This is a genomic window from Lysinibacillus sp. 1 U-2021, from assembly GCF_029916965.1.
Taxonomy (GTDB): domain Bacteria; phylum Bacillota; class Bacilli; order Bacillales_A; family Planococcaceae; genus Lysinibacillus; species Lysinibacillus capsici.
Window position 1 is genome coordinate 3,113,908 of record NZ_CP123966.1, and the last position, 22,620, is coordinate 3,136,527.

The following is a 22,620-nucleotide window of genomic DNA, read 5'->3' on the forward strand; positions in this document are numbered from 1 at the left end:
CGATACCTAGTATACCATTCGAAGGTATGACAGAAAAGCACGCACTTTCGATTTCTTATGTAAAACATCATTTATTTGACGGTACTTTATAGAGAAAGGTTGCCCTATTTCACGCTCTCCTTATATTTCGTCTTCATTATCCTGCTATTTTCAGATTCTCACCCTTAATTTGCAGTTTTATCCAACAAAAAAGGCTATGCCCCGTGATTGCTCACTTTAGGCACAGCCAATTATTCGTTATTATTTTGCAGCTTGGAATTTAGCTTCTACTACATCCCAGTTTACTACGTTCCAGAAAGCACCGATGTAATCTGGACGACGGTTTTGGTAGTTTAGGTAGTATGCATGTTCCCATACATCTAAGCCTAAAACTGGCGTTTTCCCTTCCATTACTGGAGAGTCTTGGTTTGGAGTAGACGTAACAGCAACTGAGTCACCATCAACGATTAACCAAGCCCAACCTGAACCAAAGCGAGTTGTAGCAGCTTTAGCAAATTCTTCTTTGAAAGCATCAAAAGAACCGAATTTAGCATCGATTGCTTTTGCTACTTCACCAACTGGTGTATTTGAACCGCCTGGAGCGATTACTTCCCAGAATAATGTATGGTTAGCATGTCCGCCACCGTTGTTGCGTACAGCAGTTTGTTTGTCAGCTGGAAGAGCATCTAGGTTTGCGATTAAGTCGTTAATGTCTATTTCAGCAAATTCAGTACCTTCTACTGCTGCGTTTAAGTTTGTTACATAAGTATTGTGGTGTTTAGAATGGTGAATTTCCATTGTTTTTGCATCGATATGTGGTTCTAATGCGTCATAAGCGTAAGTTAATTGTGGTAATTCGTAAGCCATTGTTAAGTTCCTCCCTAAAATAAGAAATAATTAGTACATCCTTAGATTATCAAAATTGGTCAAACCATTCAACGAAAAATACTTCAATTTGAAGATTTCAGCCTTTTGACCGAAATACCGATATGTTTACTATCTTACCCTTTACTCACACACACTAAACCTTAAATGTGAGGCATTAAATAGCGATAAAAAATACAATAATCATAACAATTTGAATAACAGCCTTGACAACAGTAGATGTCAAAAAGCCAATTAAAGAACCGACACCACTTTTCACTGCCTCACTAAATGTACGTTTCTCAACGATTAGTTCCGCAATCACAGCCCCTAAAAATGGTCCAATTAAAATCCCTGCCACAGGGATCACAAATGGTCCAATTAATAACCCGATGGTGCTCCCCCACATGCCAGCATTGGAACCACCAAACTTTTTGATACCAAACGCATTTGCCACAGTATCTGCCCCAAATAACAACACGACAAATAGTATTTCAATGACCCAAAACCACCAGCTTAGCTCTGCGAATGAGAAAAATAAGCCATAGAGCAAAAATCCACCAACTAAAAACAGTACTCCGGGAATAATTGGATATACTAAACCAATAAATGAAATAATAAAGCAGGCAATCACTAAGATCCAGCCAACAACTTCCATAAAGATTCTCTCCTTTTAACGTGCATTGCCTTTCATACGAAATAACAAAGTGAAAAGTTTCATTAATGACGAATGCCTAAAATAGAATCTGCAATATTTACTGCATGGTCTCCTATACGCTCTAGGTTGCTCACGATATCCATATAAACAATTCCTGCCGCCCCACTACACTCATTCGTGTTTAATCGGGCAATATGCTTTTGACGTAGTTTATCTTCCATATCATCAATCAGGCTTTCTAGCTCTGTTACTTCTTGAGCTAAGCTTAAGCTAGCGGTATCTAACGCTTCTATACTTTTGCGCACTGCCTCTATAGCTAAACTAAACATACCTATTAAGTCCTGTCGCGCTGATTTACTTAAGCTTACCTCGTGGTGATCCTTGTACTGTAAAAGCTCTAATATATTTTCAAAGTGATCCCCAATTCGTTCAAAATCCCTTACATTTGTCAATAAAGTATGATGTCTTACTGAGTCTGCACGGGAAAGAGGCTGCTTAGACACCATTACTAAATAATCAGTAATTTCATTGTCTAGATGATTAAGCCCGACTTCTAGCTGTAGCACCGTTGGAATATGCTCTGCCTCTCCAGATTTCATATATAAAAACGTTTCTTCCAACCCACGCAATGCATGTTCACCCATTCGTAATACCTCTTCTTTAGCTTGACCTAGCGCAATAGCAGGAGAGGAATCAATGAATGATGGATCTAAATGCTTTGTTGTTACATTGATATTGCCATCATGTCCCGGCAGTAGCTTTGTAACTAAGGCTGCGAGTCCAGCAATAAATGGTAGTTGGATCATCATATTAAAGACATTGAATGAGCCATGAGCAATGGCAATTTGCATGCGAGGCTCTAAATGAAATACGCCACTGATCCACTGTACATATTGCATAAACGGTGTGAACAATAACATGAAAATAATCGTTCCAATCACATTAAATAATACATGAGCCGCTGCTGCACGCTTAGCGTAAATAGAAGCACCAAGGGAAGCTAAAACAGCTGTAATGGTCGTGCCAATATTTTCTCCAAACAATATCGGTAAAGCACTATTTAAACCAATTAATTGTTCTGCATATAAACCTTGCAATACCCCCACCGTTGCGGTAGAGCTTTGCACAAGTAAGGTAAAAATGGTTCCTAAAAATATGCCTAATATCGGTTGATTACTTAAATGAAGCGTTAACGATGCAAAATCTGCAAGCTGGTGTAACGCCTGCATACTAGCACTCATCAACTCTAGCCCTAAAAATAAACCGCCAAAGCCAAATAGAATCTGACCAATATGTTGATACGTTGCTTTCTTTAAGAAAAATAAACAGGCAGCCCCAATTGCCAATAAAGGGTAAAAATAGAGTCCAATATTAATACCAATAATAAATGCTGTAATCGTTGTACCAATATTTGCCCCCATAATGACACCGATTGCTTGACGCAGTGTTAAAAAACCAGCACTCACTAATCCTACAGTGATGACTGTTGTGGCAGAACTTGATTGTATGCAAATCGTTACAAATATACCTACCAGGACACCCATAATAGGGTTTGTGGTAAAGCGATTTAACCATTCACGTAACCGATCATCCGCTGATTTTTGAAGTCCATCCCCCATGAATTTAATGGAAAATAAAAAGACCCCTAGCCCGCCTATAAACTGAAAGAGAATGCTTTGCCAATCTATTGTCAATTGTTTTCGCTCCAATTCCTACATCTCTACTACCCTCGTTCTAATCATTAAATGATTCCAAACAAAAAGTAAAGAAATCCTTTAACTTCTTTACATAATGTTAACATTTTAACATCAAGACCCTCCTCATTTATACTTCTTTCATATCTTGTCCTCTTTGAACATGTTAAAATATCGATTGGAGGAGATATAGCATGAAACACTCACAGCTTTTTATTGATAGTCTTATACATCCTAAAAAACTAGCAGCCTATCGTTTATTACCTATTGGAAAGGTTATTCAATATACTTTTCTACTGATTACCATTGTGTCCGTATTCTCTTTAGGTCGTTTTGCAGCAGGTATGTCCGTTGATACATTCGATATGGATAGTTTAACTGGTTTAACAGATTACATAGAGGGCATTAAATGGCTCTTATATCCATTCACCTTCCTAATGCTTTTCGTCGTGACAACAATGCTTATTTTTGCACAAATTGCCCTTTATGCTTTAGCAGGTTTATTTATCTTGAAAGCGATGAAGCGTCGAGGTGAGTATCGCCATATCTGGAGAACAACTACCTTTGCGATCACTTGGGCTACATTACTTTCGATGTTAGCAGACTATCTGCCCGTTAGCAGTACTGTTATCACTGTACTATCTTTATTTTTAACCATTTCTCTATTAATTGTGGCCTTTACAAAATATCCAAAACAACCAAATATAAAATAATGTGCATGAATCCCCTCTCTTCTCAATATAGTGTAGAAAAGGAGGGGATTTTTTGCGAGCATTCATCTTAACAACTATCATCATTATAATTGCCTTTGTCGTCAAAGTAGATTTAACAGAAGGGTCCATCCCACTTGCGGCTTTATCCACAAAGAGCTCAGAAAACGGACTTTGTGAACAACAGCGTGAGCCAAATTATATTACTGTACAAACGATTGAAGGAGATACTATTCATAGTTTATTTGCTCTACACCCTGCTAAAGTTCCCATGACCTTTCCAGAACGCTTACAACTTTTTTACAACTTAAACCCACACTTACAATTACAAGCACTAGTTCCAGGTGAAAATATCAAGCTTCCTCTCTCATTTGAGCTAGAAAACAAATGCGGAAAATGAAAAGTTAGCGTTTCTTCCTTGTCCTTATTTTCTTACACTGCTAAAATAAATGACAGTGACGGCTGAAAATAGAGGCCCGAAAAGGAGAGAAAGTTAATGAGTGAAATTTGTCACCGTTCAAATACACGTCCTGTGCGTGTCGGTAACTTAACAATTGGTGGTAGTAATGAATTATTCATTCAAAGTATGTGTACAACCAAAACACATGATGTAGAAGCAACAGTTGCAGAAATTCTTCGTCTTGAGGAAGCGGGCTGTCAAGTTGTTCGTGTTGCTGTACCAGATGAACGTGCAGCGGACGCGATTGCCGAAATCAAAAAACGTATTCATATTCCATTAGTAGCTGATATTCATTTTGATTATAGATTAGCATTAAAAGCCATTGAAAATGGTATTGATAAAGTACGTATTAATCCAGGTAATATTGGTCGTAAAGAAAAAGTGGAAGCTGTTGTTAATGCAGCCAAAGCAAAAGGTATACCCATTCGTATTGGTGTAAATGCCGGTTCATTAGAGCGTCATATTTTAGAAAAATACGGCTATCCTACAGCTGATGGGATGGTAGAATCTGCTCTACATCATATTAAAATTCTGGAAGACTTGGACTTCCACGATATTATCGTATCAATGAAGGCATCTGACGTTAATCTTGCCATTGAAGCCTATGAAAAGGCATCTAAAGCCTTTAATTATCCGCTTCATTTAGGGATTACAGAATCAGGGACATTATTTGCTGGTACTGTAAAATCAGCAGCAGGTCTTGGAGCCATCCTATCAAAAGGGATTGGAAACACATTACGTATCTCTCTTTCTGCTGACCCTGTAGAAGAGGTTAAAGTAGCAAGAGAATTATTAAAATCCTTTGGCCTCGCTTCTAATATGGCAACTCTGATTTCTTGCCCAACATGTGGACGTATTGAAATTGATTTAATTTCTATCGCAAATGAAGTAGAAGAATATATTTCAAAATTAAATGTACCGTTAAAAGTAGCTGTTCTAGGCTGTGCAGTAAACGGTCCTGGAGAAGCGCGTGAGGCAGATATCGGTATCGCTGGTGCCCGTGGTGAAGGCTTGTTATTCATGAAGGGGAAAACAGTCCGTAAAGTGCCAGAAGAAACAATGGTGGAAGAACTGAAGAAAGAAATTGATAAATTAGCAGCAGAAATGGAAGAAAAACGTGCAGCGGAAGAAGCTCAAAAAGCGAATGCCTAAGGAGGTGCTAGCATGAAAAAGCCCCGCTTTGGTATTGATATTGATGGGACTGTGACATGTCCAAGTACACTCATTCCACATATTAATAAACAGTACAATGTAAATATTACGCTGGATGATGTTTGTGAATATGATTTTTTATCTGCCTTCCCACAACCTATTGACCGAAGTGCCTTTAATACTTGGTTTAAGGAAAATGAACCTTACATGTACGAAGTCTCTGAGGTGGCAAAAGATGCAAAAAATATTCTAAGCGCTTGGAAAAATAATTTTGAGCTGTATTATATTTCTGCTCGAGGTGAAAATGTAGCAGACATCACGGTCAATTGGTTTAAATCGCAAGCTATACCTTACGACCATATCGAGCTTCTCGGCAGCCATGATAAACTAGCCGCTGCAAAAAAACATCGTGTAGAAGCTTTCTTTGAGGATAAGCATGATAATGCAGTAATGCTGGCAGAGGAGTTAAAAATACCTGTTGTGTTATTTGACACACCTTATAATCGTCTTGCTGTTCCTAATAATGTTGTAAGGGTTTATAACTGGCAGGAAGCGAATCAATTTATTACACAATTTTTCAAATAAGTATAAGAGCTGTAGGCAAGGTTGGATGTAAATTTCAACTCGCCTACAGCTCTTTTAATTTAATATTGAAATTTAGCGAGTGCTGCCTGTAATGAGTCCGTCATAGCTGTTAATTGTTGAGCTTTGTTATTGATGTCATGAACCGCTAAATTCTGTTGTTCCATCGTTGCCAATAGCTCCTCTGTTCCTGCAGAGGATTGCTGGCTAACAGCCGTCATATTTTCTACTGCACGGACAACCTCCTGCGTCTCCCGTTGAATGACACTGGAGGCAGCTGTCACATTATCGATTTGCGCTACTGTATCGACAATATGGCGTAAAATCGCATCAAGTGCCTGCTTATTGGCATCAATATATTGCGTATTGTTTTCCACAGCTAAGACAACAGTTTGCATAGCATCACTAGCCTTTGCTGCTTCCCTAACAACCATATCAATAATGGAGGCGATTTGGCTCGTTGATTTGGCTGATTCCTCTGCAAGCTTTCGTACTTCCTCTGCCACAATCGAAAAGCCCTTGCCATGCTCACCTGCACGAGCAGCTTCTATCGCCGCATTTAATGCTAATAAATTTGTTTGACCTGCAATAGCATTAATGACTTGTAAAATACGATTAATTTCTGTTGATTGGTCACTGAGCTGTTGGACGACCATAGCTGTCAGTGACACTTTTTCAGACATCACTTCCATCCCTTGAATAGACTGCTCTGCATGAATTAAACCTTGTTTAGAAGACGCTGTTGTATGCTGAGAATCCTGAAGCATTTCTTCAATTGCCATTTGAATTGCTTGCAATTTCTGCTCAACCTCTTGTGTAACGCCTAATGTGGTAGATGCCTGTTCGGCTTGTACAGTAGCACCTGTCGCCAACTCACTTGTTGTGGTTAACACCTGTTCGATACTGATGCTCATATCATTGGTAGAAGCACGTAATTCTCCGCTGTATACATTCACCTGATTGGAAATATGTGTAGCTGCTTGTAACAGCTCGCGCATATTGTCTGTCATATGATTCATTGCATGTGCAAGCTCACCAATTTCATCCTTCGAACGAACCTGTAACGGCTCCACTGCTAAATTTCCACCAGCAATAGTTTTGACCTGTTCCACTGTCTGAACCACTGGTTTGACGATCCGTTGAGCTATCCAAGTAATGGCACCAACTAATACAATAATACCAATAATAGCTAGTAGTATCGATAACCACATTGCCTCACTTGCGGCGGCCATTACCTCTTCAGATGGAATAATTACCTGCAATGCCCACGGTGTCGACGTTTGACCAATTTGGATAGGTGAGACAGCAATAAAGGAAGCTTCCTGCAAATAGGTTGAATAATCCTCTACTAGATAGGGTTTGCCCTGCTCAACAGCAGACAAAATTTTATCCGCACTTTTATATTTCTCCATTTCAGTCACTGGTCTATTGACATAATCAGGAGATGGATGGGAAACAAATGACCCCTTATGAGACACAATGGCACTATACCCTGTATCATATAGTACGATTTTATTATTAATGGCAACCAATGTTTCTAAGCTTATATCAATTCCAACAAGACCAACGACTTTTCCATCTATTTGAATAGGGATAGCTGTGGACGTCATTAATACTTCTTGACCATCAATTGGGTAAGTGAGCGGCTCTAAAATAACCTCTTGTTTCAACGTTTTAGGTAATACATAATAATCACTAGTTTCATAGTCTTCTAGAGGAGCAAGCGTCACACCTTTGTTGCTGCGTGCCCAATATGGAAGGAAACGCCCTGATGTATCATGCCCTTTCAAATTGGCAAAATGAGCATCTTGTCCATCAAAGGCATTTGGCTCCCAAATTGTCCAAACCCCTAGAAAGGTGTCATTTTGTTCGAGTAATTGTTTGAGCATCTCGTTTGCTAAATCACGATCTCCCTTATGATTAGCTACCATTGTTTGGAGATTAGAGGCTACTGTCCTTGCTGTATCCATCGCATAATCAAGTTCCATTTGCATTTGATATGCACTTTCGGACGCCCTCGATTGAGCAAGCTGTCGTGCATCCTCCACTGCTAATGAATTAGTTTTTACAATATTGACACTTAAAATAATGATGAACACAAACATCATTGTAGATAACGTTGTCAGTAAAATTTTATGTAGTAATTTCATATGTACCAGCTCCTGCCTATAGCAACTAAATAAATAATAGCATTTATGCGACAATAAATAACAAAATATTCAGAAAAATTTTTTCTTTAGAAAGTAACTCACAATATAGCTGCATGTCATCCCGTTGTACAGAAGATGACACGCAACCTTAGTTCTCTACTAAGAATGAAATTTTGCTAGTGTTTGTTGTAAGGAGTTCGTCATACCAGATAAGCTTTCCGCCATATTTTTCAGCTCATGAACCGCGGTATTTTGCTGCTCCATCGTTGCTAATAGCTCCTCTGTTCCTGCTGAGGACTGCTGGCTGACAGCCGTCATATTTTCCACTGCCCGCACTACCTCTACTGTTTCCTTTTGAATTAAATGAGAGGCAGTTGTCACTTCGTCAATTTGCGCTACAGTATCATTGATATGCTGTAAGATGGCATCAAGTGCTTGTTTATTGGCATCAAGATACTGTGTGTTGGTTTGCACAGCAGCTACAACATTTTGCATGGCATCCCCTGCTTTTACAGTATCCTTCACAACCGTATCAATAATAGCTGCAATTTGATTCGTCGATTTGGCGGACTCCTCCGCAAGTTTGCGTACTTCCTCTGCTACAACAGAGAAGCCTTTCCCATGCTCACCTGCACGAGCAGCCTCTATCGCAGCATTAAGTGCAAGTAAATCCGTTTGACCTGCAATAGCATTGATTACTTGTAAAATACGATTAATTTCAGTCGATTGGTCACTGAGCTGCTGGACAACAGAGGCTGTTAATGTGACTTGCTCCGACATCGCCTCCATGCCTTGAATCGATTGTTCCGCATGAACCAATCCTTGCTTGGATGCCTGCGTTGTCTCCTGAGAGCGATGAGTCATTTCCTTGATAGCCACTTGAATAGCTTGCAATTTCTGCTCTACCTCTTGCGTTACACCTAGCGTTAGGGCTGCATGCTCAGCTTGTAAGGTTGCTCCTGTCGCTAACTCACCTGTTGTCGTTAGCACTTGATCGATACTAACACTCATATTATTTGTGGAAGACATGAGTCGATCACTATAGGTACTTGCCTGATTTGAAATTTGCCTTGCTTCCTGAATCAATGTTCGTGTATTACTTGTCATGATATTGACAGCCTTTGCTAAATGACCAAGCTCGTCCTTGCTATCCTCCGCTAATGGTTCCACTGCTAAATTTCCATCTGCTATCGCTTGCACCTGTGCCACTGCCATTACGATAGGTCGAACAATTCGACGAATAAGCCATGTTAGCACGATTAAAAGATAAATCAGGCCAGCAACGCCTATGATGACCATCGTCCATGTGAGTTTTGTTGTTTGTGCTAACACTTCTTTAGTCGGTACTGTGACAAGCAATGACCACGGAGTTTCCGCTTTTCCAATATGAATGGGAGCAGTGACAATATAGCTATCCTCTTGTAAATAGCTTGAAAAATCTTGAATAACAGAAGCCTTGCCCTGCTGAATGGCTGTTTGGATCTCGTTTCTATATGTATACTGTTCTTGCTCAGCAAATGGCTTTGTCACATAATCCTTGTTTGGATGTGTCACAAACATGCCATTATTCGAGATAATCGAACCATAGCCACTATCAAATAATTTTACTTGTTGGCTTAGTTGAGCGAATGTTTCTAAACTCATATCCACGGCCACGATACCTTTAAATTCATTGTCAATCGTAACAGGCACAATGATAGACGTTAATAACACATCCTTACCAGCGACAGGATAAACAAATGGTTCCAAAATCATTTCCTGTCCTTTTTGTTTCGGTAATAGATAAAAATCAGATGTATCATAATCAACAATAGGAGAAGGAACGATACTATCACCATCGCGCGTCCAAAATGGAACATAGCGTCCTGATGCATCATGCCTTTCTGTATTAATGTATTTTTCATCTTGCCCGTCGAAGGCATTAGGCTCCCATACAGACCAAACACCCATAAATTGCTCATTATTTTTCAAAATACGTTGGAACATAGCATCTGTTAAAGCACGATCAGCCTTTTGTTCTTCCACCATTGTCGTTAAATTAGCTGCAAGCGTACGTGCTGTATCCATAGCATAATCAAGCTGAAGTTGAATCTGGTAGGCGTGATCAGAAGTTTCTGCCTGTGCCATTTTTTGAGCTGTTTCTATTGTTAAATTTTTTGTTTGATAAATATTCACAACGGTCAGTACTGCAAATACGACAAATACTGTTCCAATGACAGTTGCGAGAATTTTCCCCAATAAATTCATATGCATCATCTCCTTTAGATAGAAAGTAATAGATAAGTAACCAATTAAGCTAATTATAGCATCAATCACCATGAGTAAAGTATCTAAATCAGGAGGAAATATGTATTTTTTATAGATAAAAACTCCTGTTTCCAGGAGTTTTAACGTATAGCTCGCTATATGTCAAGTATGCCTCGTAGCCAACGCTCCACAAAGTTTTCAAACGTAATTCCATAATTATCATAAACAGCATGATAAACAAAATATGTTCCTAATCGATCAAGCATTTCATCATTAATTTTCATCACAAACCGCTCCCATTCTTTTGTTTTTTTACTAAATATTCAGACTTATATAATTCTCAAATGCCGAACAATCAAGTGGAGGTCGCATCGTTGCAAAACCGTCACAAACTACCGCCTTCATGCCCTTTCTTCATATTTTTCTTTTCGTTAAGATAGTTATAACAACTTACTAGACTGGAGGGACTACTTGTGAAATGGATGACAAAAGTTGCTTATATCACATGCATCTGCGTACTACTTTCTGGCTGTGGTGGTCGATTTTCAGAAATTAAAGATGCTGCTTCAGGCATCAATTCAGCTGCTAATTCCGCAGCTAGTGCAGTTAGCCGAGATGTCCATGCAATACGTGCTCTAGACATTAACTATAAAGATACATCGTTTACCGTTAATGACCTATTTAAAACTATTTTACGTGACATACGCTGGGATTATGACCTTGAAAAAAGTGAGCTGCATGTGAGAGGTACTTGGCAGCCACCACTATTTTCTGATCAGGCGTGGAGTGACGATATGAAAGAAAAGCTTACTGAATCAGGCTTTGTGACTGTTACCTGTCAAATAATTGACGACAAAATTGATAGCCAACAAACGAGCATAACACTTACATATAATGATGAAATTCTCTTACAAAAAAATGGTGAGGAAGCACTCCATCACCTATACGATACTTATTTACTTCCGTAAAACCTAGGAACGTCTCTACCATTTAATCATGGTAGAAACGTTCTTTTTTTGAAAAAAATCTTATAATTTCGAAATATCAAAGGCTATCATTTGAATAAACTAAAACCATCACGTTATAATCAAAGTATCACGTGATGGTTTGGAGGTGTTTGCATTGGGACAGAAAAATTAAAGATTGGCGAGCTTGCAGAAAAAACAGGCATTACTAAACGAACAATTGATTACTATACAAATATTGGTTTGCTAGATGCAGAACGATCTGCAGCAAATTATCGCTACTATGACCAAGCCATGATTAAACGGCTTCAATTGATTGAACAGCGCAAACAACAGGGGCTTTCACTTGTACAAATCCAACATGAGTTAAACATCACACCCTATGAAGAAATCGATGTACAGATGCTTCGTTTAAAAATGCAAGATTTAGAGCATGATGTTACATCTCTGCTCGCACAAATGAACAGGCAAGATGATAAAAAAATTGAAACGATTAAGAAAAATGTTTCACCCGAAAGTATTGCATTAATGCAATCTTTATTATTACTCATTCATAATTAGGAGGTGACGTTCTGTTTTTACAGAACGACTATTTGGAGACCATAATAAACCTATCGATTTTTACCATTTTATTAGCTTTAACAGGCTTTTTCGTGGCAACAGAATTTGCCATTGTAAAAGTACGTTCCTCAAGACTCGATCAGCTGGTTGCAGAAGGCAATAAAAAAGCTGTTGCTGCTAAACATGTTGTTCAACACTTAGATGAATACTTATCAGCGTGTCAATTAGGGATTACTGTAACCGCTCTTGGTATCGGGATGGTTGGTGAAAAAACTTTTGAATTTATGCTTCACCCGCTATTCGAAATAATCGGCATTTCTGATAAATATATGACGATCTTTACAATTGGAACAGCCTTTGCCATTGCTACATTTTTACATGTAGTGGTCGGCGAATTAGCCCCAAAAACAGCTGCCATTCAAAAAGCTGAATCCATTACACTTCTTTTTGCAAAACCCATTATGTTTTTCTATAAGATCATGTATCCATTTATTTGGTTCTTGAACGGTTCTGCACGCGTGTTAGTTGGCTTATTCGGAATGAAACCTGCTAGCGAACATGAGCTATCTCATACAGAGGAAGAATTGCGATTATTACTGTCTGAAAGCTTTAAAAGTGGTGAAATCAATAAATCTGAGCTCAAATATGTCAATAACGTCTTTGAATTTGATGAACGTATTGCTCGTGAAATCATGGTTCCCCGAACAGAAATTATTGGAATTGAACAAAATGAATCTTTTACAAACATTATTCATTACATCGCTGCTGAAAAATATACGCGTTACCCGATCTATGATGGGGACCGAGATAATATATTAGGTTTCATCAATGCGAAAGAACTATTAACGCAGGGTCTACTTGAACAACTTACAGACGACTCCTTAGTTCTAGAAGATTTCATAAATCCTGTCATTCGCGTAATTGAAACAATGCCCATTCAAGAATTACTTGTACGTATGCAAAAGGAACGAATCCATATGGCTATCCTAATGGATGAGTATGGTGGTACATCTGGCCTTGTAACGGTTGAAGATATTTTAGAAGAAATTGTTGGTGAAATTCGAGATGAGTTTGATGATGATGAAATTGCGGATATTCGAAAAATTACAGATCATCACTATTTATTAAATGCAAAAATGCTTGTGGAAGATGTAGAAAATCTATTAAACATTACCCTGGATGCTGAAGAAGTGGAAACATTAGGTGGTTGGTTCTTAACTGTGAATAACGGCATTAAAGCATCAAAAAATATTGAGCTAGGCTCCTATATTTTTAGCATCTATGAGCAACAAGGTCATCAAATTCATTATATAGAGGTTCGTCCTCTTCGAAAAAGTCTACCTCTTAAAACAGAGGTTCAATCGTAACAGTAGGAAACAGTATTCCTTATTCCATTATTAGCCATTTCACTATATAATGAATAGAGAAAATGATTTTAGTTGCAGGGGGCCATACACATGACATTATTTAAGCTATATCATTCAGATGGTATTCACATTATTACTGATGTAAAAAAACACAAAACAAATATTGAGTTAAAAACAATCACGGGAGAAGTTCTATTTATTATCGTGGTAACAGATGAAAATTACACAGTCTACGATGATCGGTTTGCAGGAGCTTCCAAGCAATTAAATTCAGTGGAAGCTTTCGATATTGATGGGAGTTTTCGTAGTTTAGATTTCGATAATATGCGCGCTCTATTTAAAGAATCTTTTACAAAGCTATTACAAGAGATTGCTGTGTGTGTCAAAAATAAAGAGGAGCTTGTGGATATTGATACACTCCGCCATAAGGTCAGCGCTCAGATTAAAGGCATTCACTTCAGGGTGATCTCGGATACGAAAAAATATGAAATCTAGCATCCAACAGACTGTCCATTAGGGGCAGTCTGTTTCAATTTTACGCGATCTCTGCCACTTCTCAAGGTGAAAGAAAAACACGCTTCTTTACTTTCATGTATAATGGAACTTAACAATCTGAAAATAAGGGGTGTTAGGATGAATCGTGAACAATTAATCACACTCGTTTCAGAAAAACTGAAATTAATCCGTACAGAAAAAGCTTTCACACAGGATCAAATGAGTGATTTACTAGGATTATCAAAAAAAACACTTGTCCAAATTGAAAAGGGCCGTATACTAGCTGGCTGGACAACCACTGTTACAGTTTGCACATTGTGTAGAGACAGTACGATTTTACAGCATGAGCTTGGTGGTGATCCATTAGAGGTTGTAGATTTAATCGCAAATAATGGAACATTGCAGCCAAAAGAGAAAACAATGGGTGGATACATATGGTGGAAAAACATTCAGGAGTATGGTGGTTTTCGACTACAGCAAAACGTCATCAGTCAGCATTATCGCATTTTAGACAGCAATAATTTTCGCCTCATTTCAACATTTGATGAACAAATAGCGAAGCAAGCATGGGAAAAACTACAGATATAATTTTTAAGTCAAACAGTAGGAGCATTGCAATTTGCTTCTGCTGTTACGTTTCAAGCATTTCCCTCCTCTCATCACCCATCTTCTCTAGACAAATGAATAAAGCTATAAAAACATCCTTCATATGATAAACATAGTAGTAAGAGAATTGTTTCTTTAAAAATTCTATGAAAAAAGCTAGGAGAAGCTAGAAAAGTCGAAACTTGTAGAATAATTCTCTATACTTAAGGGTAAAGCTGTACTATTAGAAAGGATGCTCGTAAATGAACCGTATACTAGCAATTAGTGACATACATGGAGAATTAGGGCTACTGGAAGAATTATTATTAAAAGCAAACTATGACCCAATGAACGACCAGCTTTTTCTTCTTGGTGATTATATTGATAGAGGGCCCTCTTCTAGTGGTGTGTTAAATTTAGTGAGTGAACTACAGACAAAAGGTGCACGAGTTTTACTAGGCAATCATGAGGCGATTATGCTCCATGCATGCCGTTCAGGCCTTGCTAAGCCATGGAACCATTGGGTAGGACTTTGTGGTGGTGAGGCTACATTAGCAAGCTATGGCTATCAGTTGGCAGACTTTGAGGAAGCCATCCAAAGTAATACTCTGCCTAGCTTTATTAAAACGCTCCCTAAGCTTGAAGAACATTTACAGTTAATGGAGACATTTGAAATATATATTGAGTTAGAGGATGCTATTTTCGTTCACGGTGGCGTTGTGCCAGGTGCTGCAATAGCCGAAACTGACCCTATGCGCTTACTTTGGATTCGCGAGGAATTCCACGCAGGTTATCAAGGGGAAAAAACAGTAATCTTCGGCCATACCCCTACGTATAACCTGCATCATGATCCAACTGATTATCGTGTTTATTTCGGAGAAAATAATATTATTGGTATTGATGGTGGCGCTGTGTTTGGCGGACAGTTACATGCATTCGAGTGGCCTAGTCGCCAAATCATTTCAGTCGATAATAAAAAACCAACAAGTAACGAGTAAACTTGTTGGTTTTTATTTTCGTAATTGTTTTCGCACAACGATATTTTTTCAGCGCCATTTTTGAAAAATTAATATAACTTAAAAATAACCCCTACTAGCGAGTACACAATAACTGTTGAGAATAGTATAGTCATATGGAACAGGGAAAAAACAAACATTTTGGTAGCCCATTTCACTTGATCTGTATTACTATGATAACCGTAAATACTCATCACTAACCAAGCAACACTTAAGATCAATGCCACAAGCATGATGCCTACACTTAACGAGCCAAATAAAAAGCTTGATAGAATCAATAATATTAAATAAAAATTGGTTTGATAATACGTTCGACGCATCCCTTTGATAACTGGTAGCATGGGTACACTGGCTGCTTCATAGTCTACACGTTTGCGAATGGCAATAGCATAGAAATGTGGCATTTGCCAAATGACCATAACAAAAAATAAACCAAGTATCGCTGGGTGTGTAATATCTGTAGATACAGCGGACCAACCAATTAATGGTGGTACCGCACCACTAATACTACCAATTTCTGTATTATATATCGTACGACGCTTTGTCCACATGGTATAAGGGACTACATATAGGAATACACCTAATAATCCAAATGCCGCTGCTAAAGGAGAGGCAAGTGCCAACACAGCTACGCCAATAATTAACATTACAACAGCTAATGATAAAGTCGATTTTGCCGACATTTCACCTGTTACAGTTGGTCTGCTTTGTGTACGAGGCATAATTGCATCAATATCACGATCATAGACATTATTAAAGGCCCCCGCAGCTCCAATGACAAGGGCAGAACCGATTGTTGAAAAAATAATTTCTGGTATATTGTCTACAAACGTCATTTTATTTTTGTACATGCCTAGCGTTAAACCAGCCCACATAGGTATTAAATTAGATTTGATAATCCCTGTCTTGACGGTTTGCGCTAAAATAGAAGAACGTGATGACTTCCCTCTTGTTTTTTCGGAGGATAGTGGTTTATGCTCCGTTTTCAGATTTTGTTCCATTCAGCTTAATTCCTTTTCTCCATAATTTCTACACGCTTTCATCGATAGAAAGCGACAAAATTTGCATCTAGCACATCAAATTATTATTTTACCCCTTTTAGATCTGTTCTGTCTCTCTTTTCACATAAAGTACATGTTTTTCATCTAACAAAGCACGTTCATTCACAACATCTACTATGATACCACCGACTGACGTGAATTTGAACCTTCTTGCCTCGATTCTTCCAAACACTATTGGAGAAAAATAATTTGATAATAGGTCATATTACGATAGCCAAAAAAACCGAGACAAATTTTTGCCTCGGATTTCCTTTTATTGAATTTCCTCCTGTAGTTGCTGCGCTAAAAATGCCACTAGATCACGAAGATTATCGGGTGTTACACCATGTCCATCTGGGTATTGTTTAAATGTCACCGTAGCACCAAATTGTTCAAAGATCTCCTTGCTTTCCATTCCCCATTGAGATGGGATTACATAATCATAATCACCGTGCGAAATAAAAGCATGTAAATGTTCTACAGAACGAATAGCGTATTCCTCCGTCACAAACTTTGGCGTATAGCCACTTAATGCAACAATACCCGTCACTAAATTCCCCATAACAAAGGCCAGTGATTGTGCTAAAACCGCCCCTTGGCTAAAGCCTAAAACAAATACTTTATGAGGATCGATTTGATATTCTTCGATGGCCTCTAATATAAATCGTTGCAATGCAATCAACACTTTATCGAAGATTGCACGATCTGGTTGCCCCACCTCTTGAATGGTAAAAAAAGCATAGCCGGGATGTTGAGTAATTGGCCCTCGCAAGCTAAATATATGACATTGCTCTTGAAAATCTTGCACTAATTGTGGTAAATCATCTTCATGGCTGCCCATGCCATGAAGCAAAAAAATAGCAGGGTATTTCTTCGTAGGGTCCATATTTGTTGGTTGTGTATGGTTAAAAGTAAATGGTGTATTCATTAATCAAATTCCTTTCACGTGAAGCTTTGTAACAAAATTAGTGTAATTTTGTTTTATTAATTAATCCATCAGTATGGTAGGCAATATAGCCATTGACAATTCGTATCGTTTCTTGTGGATCTGCGTTAAAGAGTATTTTTGACTGCTCTGGCGTGGATACAAGCACGGTTAATAAATCCATACGCATGGAATGCCCAGCAGAGCTATAGGCATAATCATAAATAATCGCTTCCTCTGTCATGCCTTCTGTCTCATATTGCTTATGGAATAAATTCTTTGCAGCATCCAATTGCTCTGCCACTTGTTGACGAATTCGCATCTGATGCATTAATAATTCCTCTTCAAGAGCTGATGGCTTTAGCCACTCCTTAGCTTGAAGCATTTTTAGAAATTCCTGCTGCCAAGCCTGTTCATTCTCAGTAAAATAAAGCATATTAATCATCAACATGTCCCAAAAGTCCATAGATGTTGCGGCTGATTGTCGCTGCATAGTAATTGTTTCTTTAAAATGCTCTTCCACTTTTGTAATATTCATATTGCGAACTAAATGATTACATACGTTTTCTATAAACTTATTTGCCGCTTCTTGTGCCATAAAAAATCCGTCCTTTATATCTACAAATCATTTTCTTTCTTATCATACCATGATTGTGAAATATGGCAACGAACCCGGCTCACTAGATTTCTCAGTAAAAAAGATGTCTCCATATGCATTGGAGACATCCTCACTGTGTTGGAAAACAAAATCATCCAAAGTATTTTTTGAAAGGTGAAAAGAGATTTTCGTTGAAGACTACTTGCTTTCCTGTGGGCGAGCGCCAAATTGTTTCCTCCGTTACCGATCCATGCAGGGGCTCGCCTGTCTCGCTATCCAACGGGAGTCATGTAGGCTCCCACTCCACTCTATAAAAATGTATCTTCTTAGCAAAGTCAAATAAAGTGAAGGTATTTACTACTCATTTTATGGAGAGGTGGTGTCACGCTTCACTTCTCCACATGGAAAATAAGAGCCTATTCCCTCTAAAAATACAAATAATGGGCCATTTGATTGCTATGCTCCTATGAAAAAAGTAAAGACACTTTGCAGAATGATTGATTGGAGTGGAGCCAGCCTCAGTCTTAGGGAATTTAGCTTCACAGGTGAGACCCTGAAGCAAACGCAAGTGAGTGAAGCGTCTCATCGGACGACCCCTGGAAAGGACGCTGGCGGAACGGAAATCAACCCTCTCCCTTGCCAAAAGGTCTTTTTTCGCTGTTGACATAATCTTATTTCAAGAAAATAAGGATGTCTCCATATACATTGGGGACATCCGCATAGTGTTGTAAAGTAATTATCGTTTGTGAAAGGTGAAAATAGGAATCCCTAAATATCAGGAGAAAACATAGCTATCCATATTATCTACTGTATTTTGAATGGCCTCTTTCAATGACCGCTGTTGTTCGCCACAAGAAGCTAGTGCATCCTCTAAGGTGATTGCTGCATTCGCCATAAATGGAGCCATTTGCAAATCCTTAGCTAATTGAATTAGTACGAGCGCTTTATTCCATTTCCAACGAGGATTTGTTGGATCTAGCTGTATCGCTTGTTCTAAATAACCGAGCGCATCAAATGGCATCCAACCAAAACGATGCATCGTCTGCCCTGTGATCCCCCAGTAGACAGCCTTATTCGGATTTTGCTTTACTGCTTGCTGAAAGCAGTGAACACTCTCATTGTATTGATGTGCGAATAGGAACAGCTCCCCCTGTGTAAAAAAAGATTGCGCCTTGTCTGCGGGTGTTCCAGTTTTTGCGACTTCCTCCAATTGCTGAATACGCTTCGCAAATGACTCTTCATCTTTTATTGCCCGTATATCTGCAACTAGATCTGATTCTGGATAGCTTTCATCAGCTCGTTCCACATGCTGTACTTCGAGATGAGCAGTTGGCTTTGGATAACGATCATATTCATATTCTTCTAATAATCGAATATATTTTTGTGCCAATACTTTGTCCTCTTCGTTTGTCACCTGCTTCGCTAATTCATAGCATTTCATCAGTTCACCATTATAAAAATAATCATCCATTGACATTCAGAATTCCTCCAGTGTACAACTATTCAGTATTTTTAGTATACACTACAAAAACAAAAGAGACCGTATCTAAATAATTATGATACAGTCTCTTCCTTTTCTATTTATTTAACACAACCGTATTTAAGAACGTTCGTAAATCTTCTTCTTTAAGAGCTCCTACAAAGCGATTTACTTCTTTACCATCTTCGAAACGAATGAATGTTGGTGTTGCTTCAATATTATATTTTTCCCATAGATCATCGTATTCATAGACATTCAATTGAGCAATATCAACACCAAGCTCATCGGCAATTGGCATTAATACTGGTGTAAATGCTTGACAGTGTACACAGATTGGACTGAAGAAGTAAGCATTGACCGGTTCACCCGCTTTAATTTTAGCTTTTAGTTCGTCTGGTAACATAATGTTTTGATAGTTTTCATCATCCAATTGATCAATTGTTTCTTGTTTTAGCTTTTTATCGCCATAAGGGTTATTTGCACTTTCTAATTTACTTTTGTTTGAGACGTTGGTAAGCACAATAATTGCTGCAAATAAAACAACAATCACCGAACCAATAATTAATAATTTTTTCACTAAAGTAGTGACCTCCTTTTTTACACTAAAAGCCCTAGTTTTAGTGCATTCGCGATTGATTATAAATTGTTTTGAAAACCTAGTAAACTAATTCGCCTTTAAATGAAGATATTTCACATTTATAACATAATTTCAAGTATATTTGGGAACATACATAGTGAGAGTTCATGAAAATTTGAATGTGGGGTGATCATGATGAAAAACTCGTTCCAGCATGTTTTTCAAATTTATACAAAAGATATCCGTAATATTGTCACAAACTGGGTCGTAGCTGTCATTATAGGTGGGCTAATTTTTCTTCCATCTCTTTATGCCTGGCTAAATATTTATGCCTCCATGGACCCTTACGCCCACACCTCTAATATGAAAATCGCGATTGTCAATGAAGATACGGGAACCACGGTAAGAGATGAAGCAATTAATGTCGGGAATGAAGTAATTGAGACTTTACGTACGAATAAAAGCTTTACTTGGAAGCTGGAAACAGAGAAAAAAGCTAAGGAACAATTAAAAAATGGTGATTACTTTGCAGTCATAATCATTCCAAATGATTTTTCGCAAAAACTAACCTCTATTTTAACCGACCAACCAACGAAGGCCCATATTGATTATTATGTAAATGAAAAAAAGAATCCTATTGCCCCTAAAATTACAAGTAAAGGAGCGAGCGTACTTACACAGCAGGTTTCGAATGAATTTGTATCCACCGTCAATGGGACACTTTTTTCTATTTTTAATTCAATTGGAATTGAAATGGAACGTGACATACCTGATTTTCGCAAATTCGAAAACTATGTTTTTACTATCGAACAGCATTTACCTGATATTAATTCATTTTTAACGCAAGCCTCTACTCAAGGAAAAGAGGCAAATCAATTACTTAATCAGGCGCTGACACAAGTTCCACAGGTGGAACAACTAACAACAGATGGTTTAACTACCATTCAAAAGGGTTTACATTTAGTGAATGAAGCAGATGCTTTATTTAATGAACTATCCCCTATCATCAAAAAGGATGTCACAACTGTTCAAAATATTGCCCAACATTTTACAGAGATCATCAATAAGCTCAATCGTATAAATTTTGACCCTGCCTCCATTACGCAAACGAAAGAGGCACTTAAAAATCAATTGTCAACTTCTAAAGACAACATAAACAAGAGTATTCAAACGCTTGAGGCACTGCAAAAATTAATTCAGGCAGATGCTTCGACTCGTAAGCAATTAGAAGACTCTTTAACAACCATTATTGGTTCTTTACAGGAAAGTAATGCCGAAGCGAATCAACCCATCATCGAACAGCTGACAGCCATTCGCGAAGCTTTGGAACATCCTCCAAACTTCATTGATTCTACGTCAAATGCGCTTAGCTCATTACAACAATTACAGACGCTACATGACGATTTACTAAATAAAGTGGATCAATTAAAGCCAATTGATAAAGATGTTATCAAGCAAGACATTACAGCTATTCAGCAAATCGCACAAAATGCTACAGCTAATTTACAAAAATTCTTATCCTATTATAGCGAAAGTCTAGAGCCACAAATTCGATCTACCCTTACCAGTGCGAAGCAAACTTTAACTAACGCTTCTACCATGCTGACAAATGTAAAACAATTCATACCTCAGGCAACAGATAAATTGACACAGGCCAAAAACACGCTAGGAACAGCAAATCAAGCTATTCAAAAAATACAAACTGAATTTCCAACTTTAAGTGCTAAAATCAAAGAATTAGCGAATAAGCTACGAACTTTAGAAGAAGAAGCGGATCTAGCAGAGATTGTGCAATTACTAAAAAATGATGTCAACGCCGAACGTGATTTCTTTGAGGAGCCTATTAAATTAAAGGAACATCGCGTATTCCCTATTGCGAACTATGGAACAGCCATGACACCGTTTTACACAGTACTCTCTATTTGGGTAGGCTGTTTACTGTTAATTTCATTATTGTCTGTGAATCTCCACGGAGATTCATCTTATAGTATTCGAGAAATTTACTTTGGTCGACTCTTAACATTTGCAACTTTCTCGTTTATTCAAACTCTCATTATTACCATTGGAGATATTTTCTTAGTAGACGGCTCCATTCAAGCACCTGCCTACTTTATCTTATTTGGACTTTTTATTAGTCTCGTATTTGTAACGGTTGTCTATACACTCGTATCCGTCTTCGGTAATGTAGGAAAAGCTTTAGCGATTGTGATGCTTGTGTTACAAATTGCAGGCTCTGGTGGAACCTATCCAGTCGAGTTATTGCCGAGGTTCTTCCAAATAATCAACCCTTTTTTACCATTTACGTATGCGATTGAAATGATGCGGGAAGCTGTCGGCGGAATTATTTGGTCAACAGTCTGGATGGACCTCATCTTCCTATTTGGTTTCTGGTTCATTTTTATCCTGTTCGGATTCTTCTTAAAAAAATTATTGAGCGAGAAAATGGAACATTTCATGAACAAAACACGTGGATTAGATATATTTCACTGATTTTCTACGAGGCGTCTGTAAATGT

22 protein-coding genes are annotated in these 22,620 nt (G+C 38.1%); 11 read left to right on the forward strand and 11 right to left on the reverse strand.

What is annotated here, in order from left to right; all coding sequences use genetic code 11:
* Nucleotides 1-240: 240 nt before the first annotated feature.
* The 3 genes from QH639_RS16155 to QH639_RS16165 all read right to left on the reverse strand — a co-directional run bounded on the left by QH639_RS16155 (nt 241) and on the right by QH639_RS16165 (nt 3,195).
* Complete coding sequence (locus QH639_RS16155) at nt 241-846, reverse strand: superoxide dismutase (protein WP_281114824.1); 606 nt, start codon at nt 844-846, stop codon at nt 241-243.
* A gap of 175 nt (nt 847-1,021) precedes the next feature.
* Entirely contained in the window at nt 1,022-1,501 is a 480-nt protein-coding gene (locus QH639_RS16160; RefSeq protein WP_004230999.1) for a DUF456 domain-containing protein, read from the reverse strand.
* A gap of 62 nt (nt 1,502-1,563) precedes the next feature.
* Nucleotides 1,564-3,195, reverse strand: a complete 1,632-nt coding sequence (locus QH639_RS16165; RefSeq protein WP_131520595.1) for a Na/Pi cotransporter family protein — start codon at nt 3,193-3,195, stop codon at nt 1,564-1,566.
* A 194-nt stretch (nt 3,196-3,389) separates the two neighbouring features.
* Here QH639_RS16165 and QH639_RS16170 point away from each other — a divergent pair, with 194 nt between their 5' ends.
* From QH639_RS16170 to QH639_RS16185, 4 genes are all read left to right on the forward strand, one after another.
* Nucleotides 3,390-3,908 carry a DUF1189 family protein gene (locus QH639_RS16170; RefSeq protein ID WP_066036426.1) on the forward strand — a complete coding sequence of 173 codons (519 nt, stop codon included), beginning with the start codon at nt 3,390-3,392 and terminating at the stop codon, nt 3,906-3,908.
* A gap of 52 nt (nt 3,909-3,960) precedes the next feature.
* Nucleotides 3,961-4,305, forward strand: coding sequence for a hypothetical protein (locus QH639_RS16175; RefSeq protein WP_281114825.1), 345 nt, complete (start codon nt 3,961-3,963; stop codon nt 4,303-4,305).
* A gap of 96 nt (nt 4,306-4,401) precedes the next feature.
* On the forward strand, nt 4,402-5,517 hold the full coding sequence (gene ispG / locus QH639_RS16180) for a flavodoxin-dependent (E)-4-hydroxy-3-methylbut-2-enyl-diphosphate synthase (protein ID WP_004230987.1): 1,116 nt from the start codon (nt 4,402-4,404) through the stop codon (nt 5,515-5,517).
* 12 nt (nt 5,518-5,529) lie between these two features.
* Nucleotides 5,530-6,102, forward strand: coding sequence for a 5' nucleotidase, NT5C type (locus tag QH639_RS16185; protein WP_281114826.1), 573 nt, complete (start codon nt 5,530-5,532; stop codon nt 6,100-6,102).
* A 59-nt stretch (nt 6,103-6,161) separates the two neighbouring features.
* On the opposite strand, the gene QH639_RS16190 is transcribed toward QH639_RS16185, so the two are convergent.
* The 3 genes from QH639_RS16190 to QH639_RS16200 form a co-directional block, all read right to left on the reverse strand.
* Nucleotides 6,162-8,249: a methyl-accepting chemotaxis protein gene (locus QH639_RS16190; protein ID WP_281114827.1), complete on the reverse strand. Its 2,088-nt coding sequence runs from the start codon at nt 8,247-8,249 to the stop codon at nt 6,162-6,164.
* A 159-nt stretch (nt 8,250-8,408) separates the two neighbouring features.
* A complete protein-coding gene (locus QH639_RS16195; protein WP_131520591.1) occupies nt 8,409-10,496 on the reverse strand; it encodes a methyl-accepting chemotaxis protein in 2,088 nt (695 codons plus the stop codon).
* Nucleotides 10,497-10,651: 155 nt separating this feature from the next.
* The gene (locus tag QH639_RS16200; RefSeq protein WP_281116231.1) at nt 10,652-10,783 is read right to left on the reverse strand and encodes a hypothetical protein; all 132 of its coding nucleotides are present in this window, start codon (nt 10,781-10,783) and stop codon (nt 10,652-10,654) included.
* Between the two features lie 195 nt (nt 10,784-10,978).
* Between QH639_RS16200 and QH639_RS16205 the strand changes: the two genes are divergently transcribed.
* The 6 genes from QH639_RS16205 to QH639_RS16230 all read left to right on the forward strand — a co-directional run bounded on the left by QH639_RS16205 (nt 10,979) and on the right by QH639_RS16230 (nt 15,467).
* Entirely contained in the window at nt 10,979-11,464 is a 486-nt protein-coding gene (locus QH639_RS16205; RefSeq protein WP_227744916.1) for a hypothetical protein, read from the forward strand.
* Nucleotides 11,465-11,680: 216 nt separating this feature from the next.
* Nucleotides 11,681-12,022 (forward strand): MerR family transcriptional regulator, encoded by a 342-nt coding sequence (locus QH639_RS16210; RefSeq protein WP_237900989.1) that lies wholly within the window; start codon nt 11,681-11,683, stop codon nt 12,020-12,022.
* Between the two features lie 32 nt (nt 12,023-12,054).
* On the forward strand, nt 12,055-13,389 hold the full coding sequence (locus tag QH639_RS16215) for a hemolysin family protein (protein WP_131520588.1): 1,335 nt from the start codon (nt 12,055-12,057) through the stop codon (nt 13,387-13,389).
* A 90-nt stretch (nt 13,390-13,479) separates the two neighbouring features.
* Nucleotides 13,480-13,884, forward strand: a complete 405-nt coding sequence (locus QH639_RS16220) for a hypothetical protein (protein WP_131520587.1) — start codon at nt 13,480-13,482, stop codon at nt 13,882-13,884.
* A 138-nt stretch (nt 13,885-14,022) separates the two neighbouring features.
* Nucleotides 14,023-14,472 (forward strand): helix-turn-helix transcriptional regulator, encoded by a 450-nt coding sequence (locus QH639_RS16225; RefSeq protein ID WP_009370152.1) that lies wholly within the window; start codon nt 14,023-14,025, stop codon nt 14,470-14,472.
* Between the two features lie 260 nt (nt 14,473-14,732).
* Nucleotides 14,733-15,467, forward strand: coding sequence for a metallophosphoesterase (locus tag QH639_RS16230; protein WP_131520586.1), 735 nt, complete (start codon nt 14,733-14,735; stop codon nt 15,465-15,467).
* Between the two features lie 68 nt (nt 15,468-15,535).
* On the opposite strand, the gene cyoE is transcribed toward QH639_RS16230, so the two are convergent.
* The 5 genes from cyoE to QH639_RS16255 all read right to left on the reverse strand — a co-directional run bounded on the left by cyoE (nt 15,536) and on the right by QH639_RS16255 (nt 20,105).
* Entirely contained in the window at nt 15,536-16,486 is a 951-nt protein-coding gene (gene cyoE, locus QH639_RS16235; protein WP_131520585.1) for a heme o synthase, read from the reverse strand.
* A 313-nt stretch (nt 16,487-16,799) separates the two neighbouring features.
* On the reverse strand, nt 16,800-17,453 hold the full coding sequence (locus QH639_RS16240) for an alpha/beta hydrolase (RefSeq protein ID WP_066036432.1): 654 nt from the start codon (nt 17,451-17,453) through the stop codon (nt 16,800-16,802).
* A gap of 37 nt (nt 17,454-17,490) precedes the next feature.
* A complete protein-coding gene (locus QH639_RS16245) occupies nt 17,491-18,048 on the reverse strand; it encodes a hypothetical protein (RefSeq protein ID WP_131520584.1) in 558 nt (185 codons plus the stop codon).
* Nucleotides 18,049-18,823: 775 nt separating this feature from the next.
* A complete protein-coding gene (locus QH639_RS16250; protein WP_131520583.1) occupies nt 18,824-19,525 on the reverse strand; it encodes a tetratricopeptide repeat protein in 702 nt (233 codons plus the stop codon).
* Nucleotides 19,526-19,625: 100 nt separating this feature from the next.
* Nucleotides 19,626-20,105, reverse strand: coding sequence for a thioredoxin family protein (locus tag QH639_RS16255; protein WP_131520582.1), 480 nt, complete (start codon nt 20,103-20,105; stop codon nt 19,626-19,628).
* A gap of 192 nt (nt 20,106-20,297) precedes the next feature.
* On the opposite strand from QH639_RS16255, the gene QH639_RS16260 reads away from it, so the two are divergent.
* Nucleotides 20,298-22,595, forward strand: a complete 2,298-nt coding sequence (locus QH639_RS16260) for a YhgE/Pip domain-containing protein (protein ID WP_237898265.1) — start codon at nt 20,298-20,300, stop codon at nt 22,593-22,595.
* The last annotated feature ends 25 nt before the right edge of the window (nt 22,596-22,620 follow it).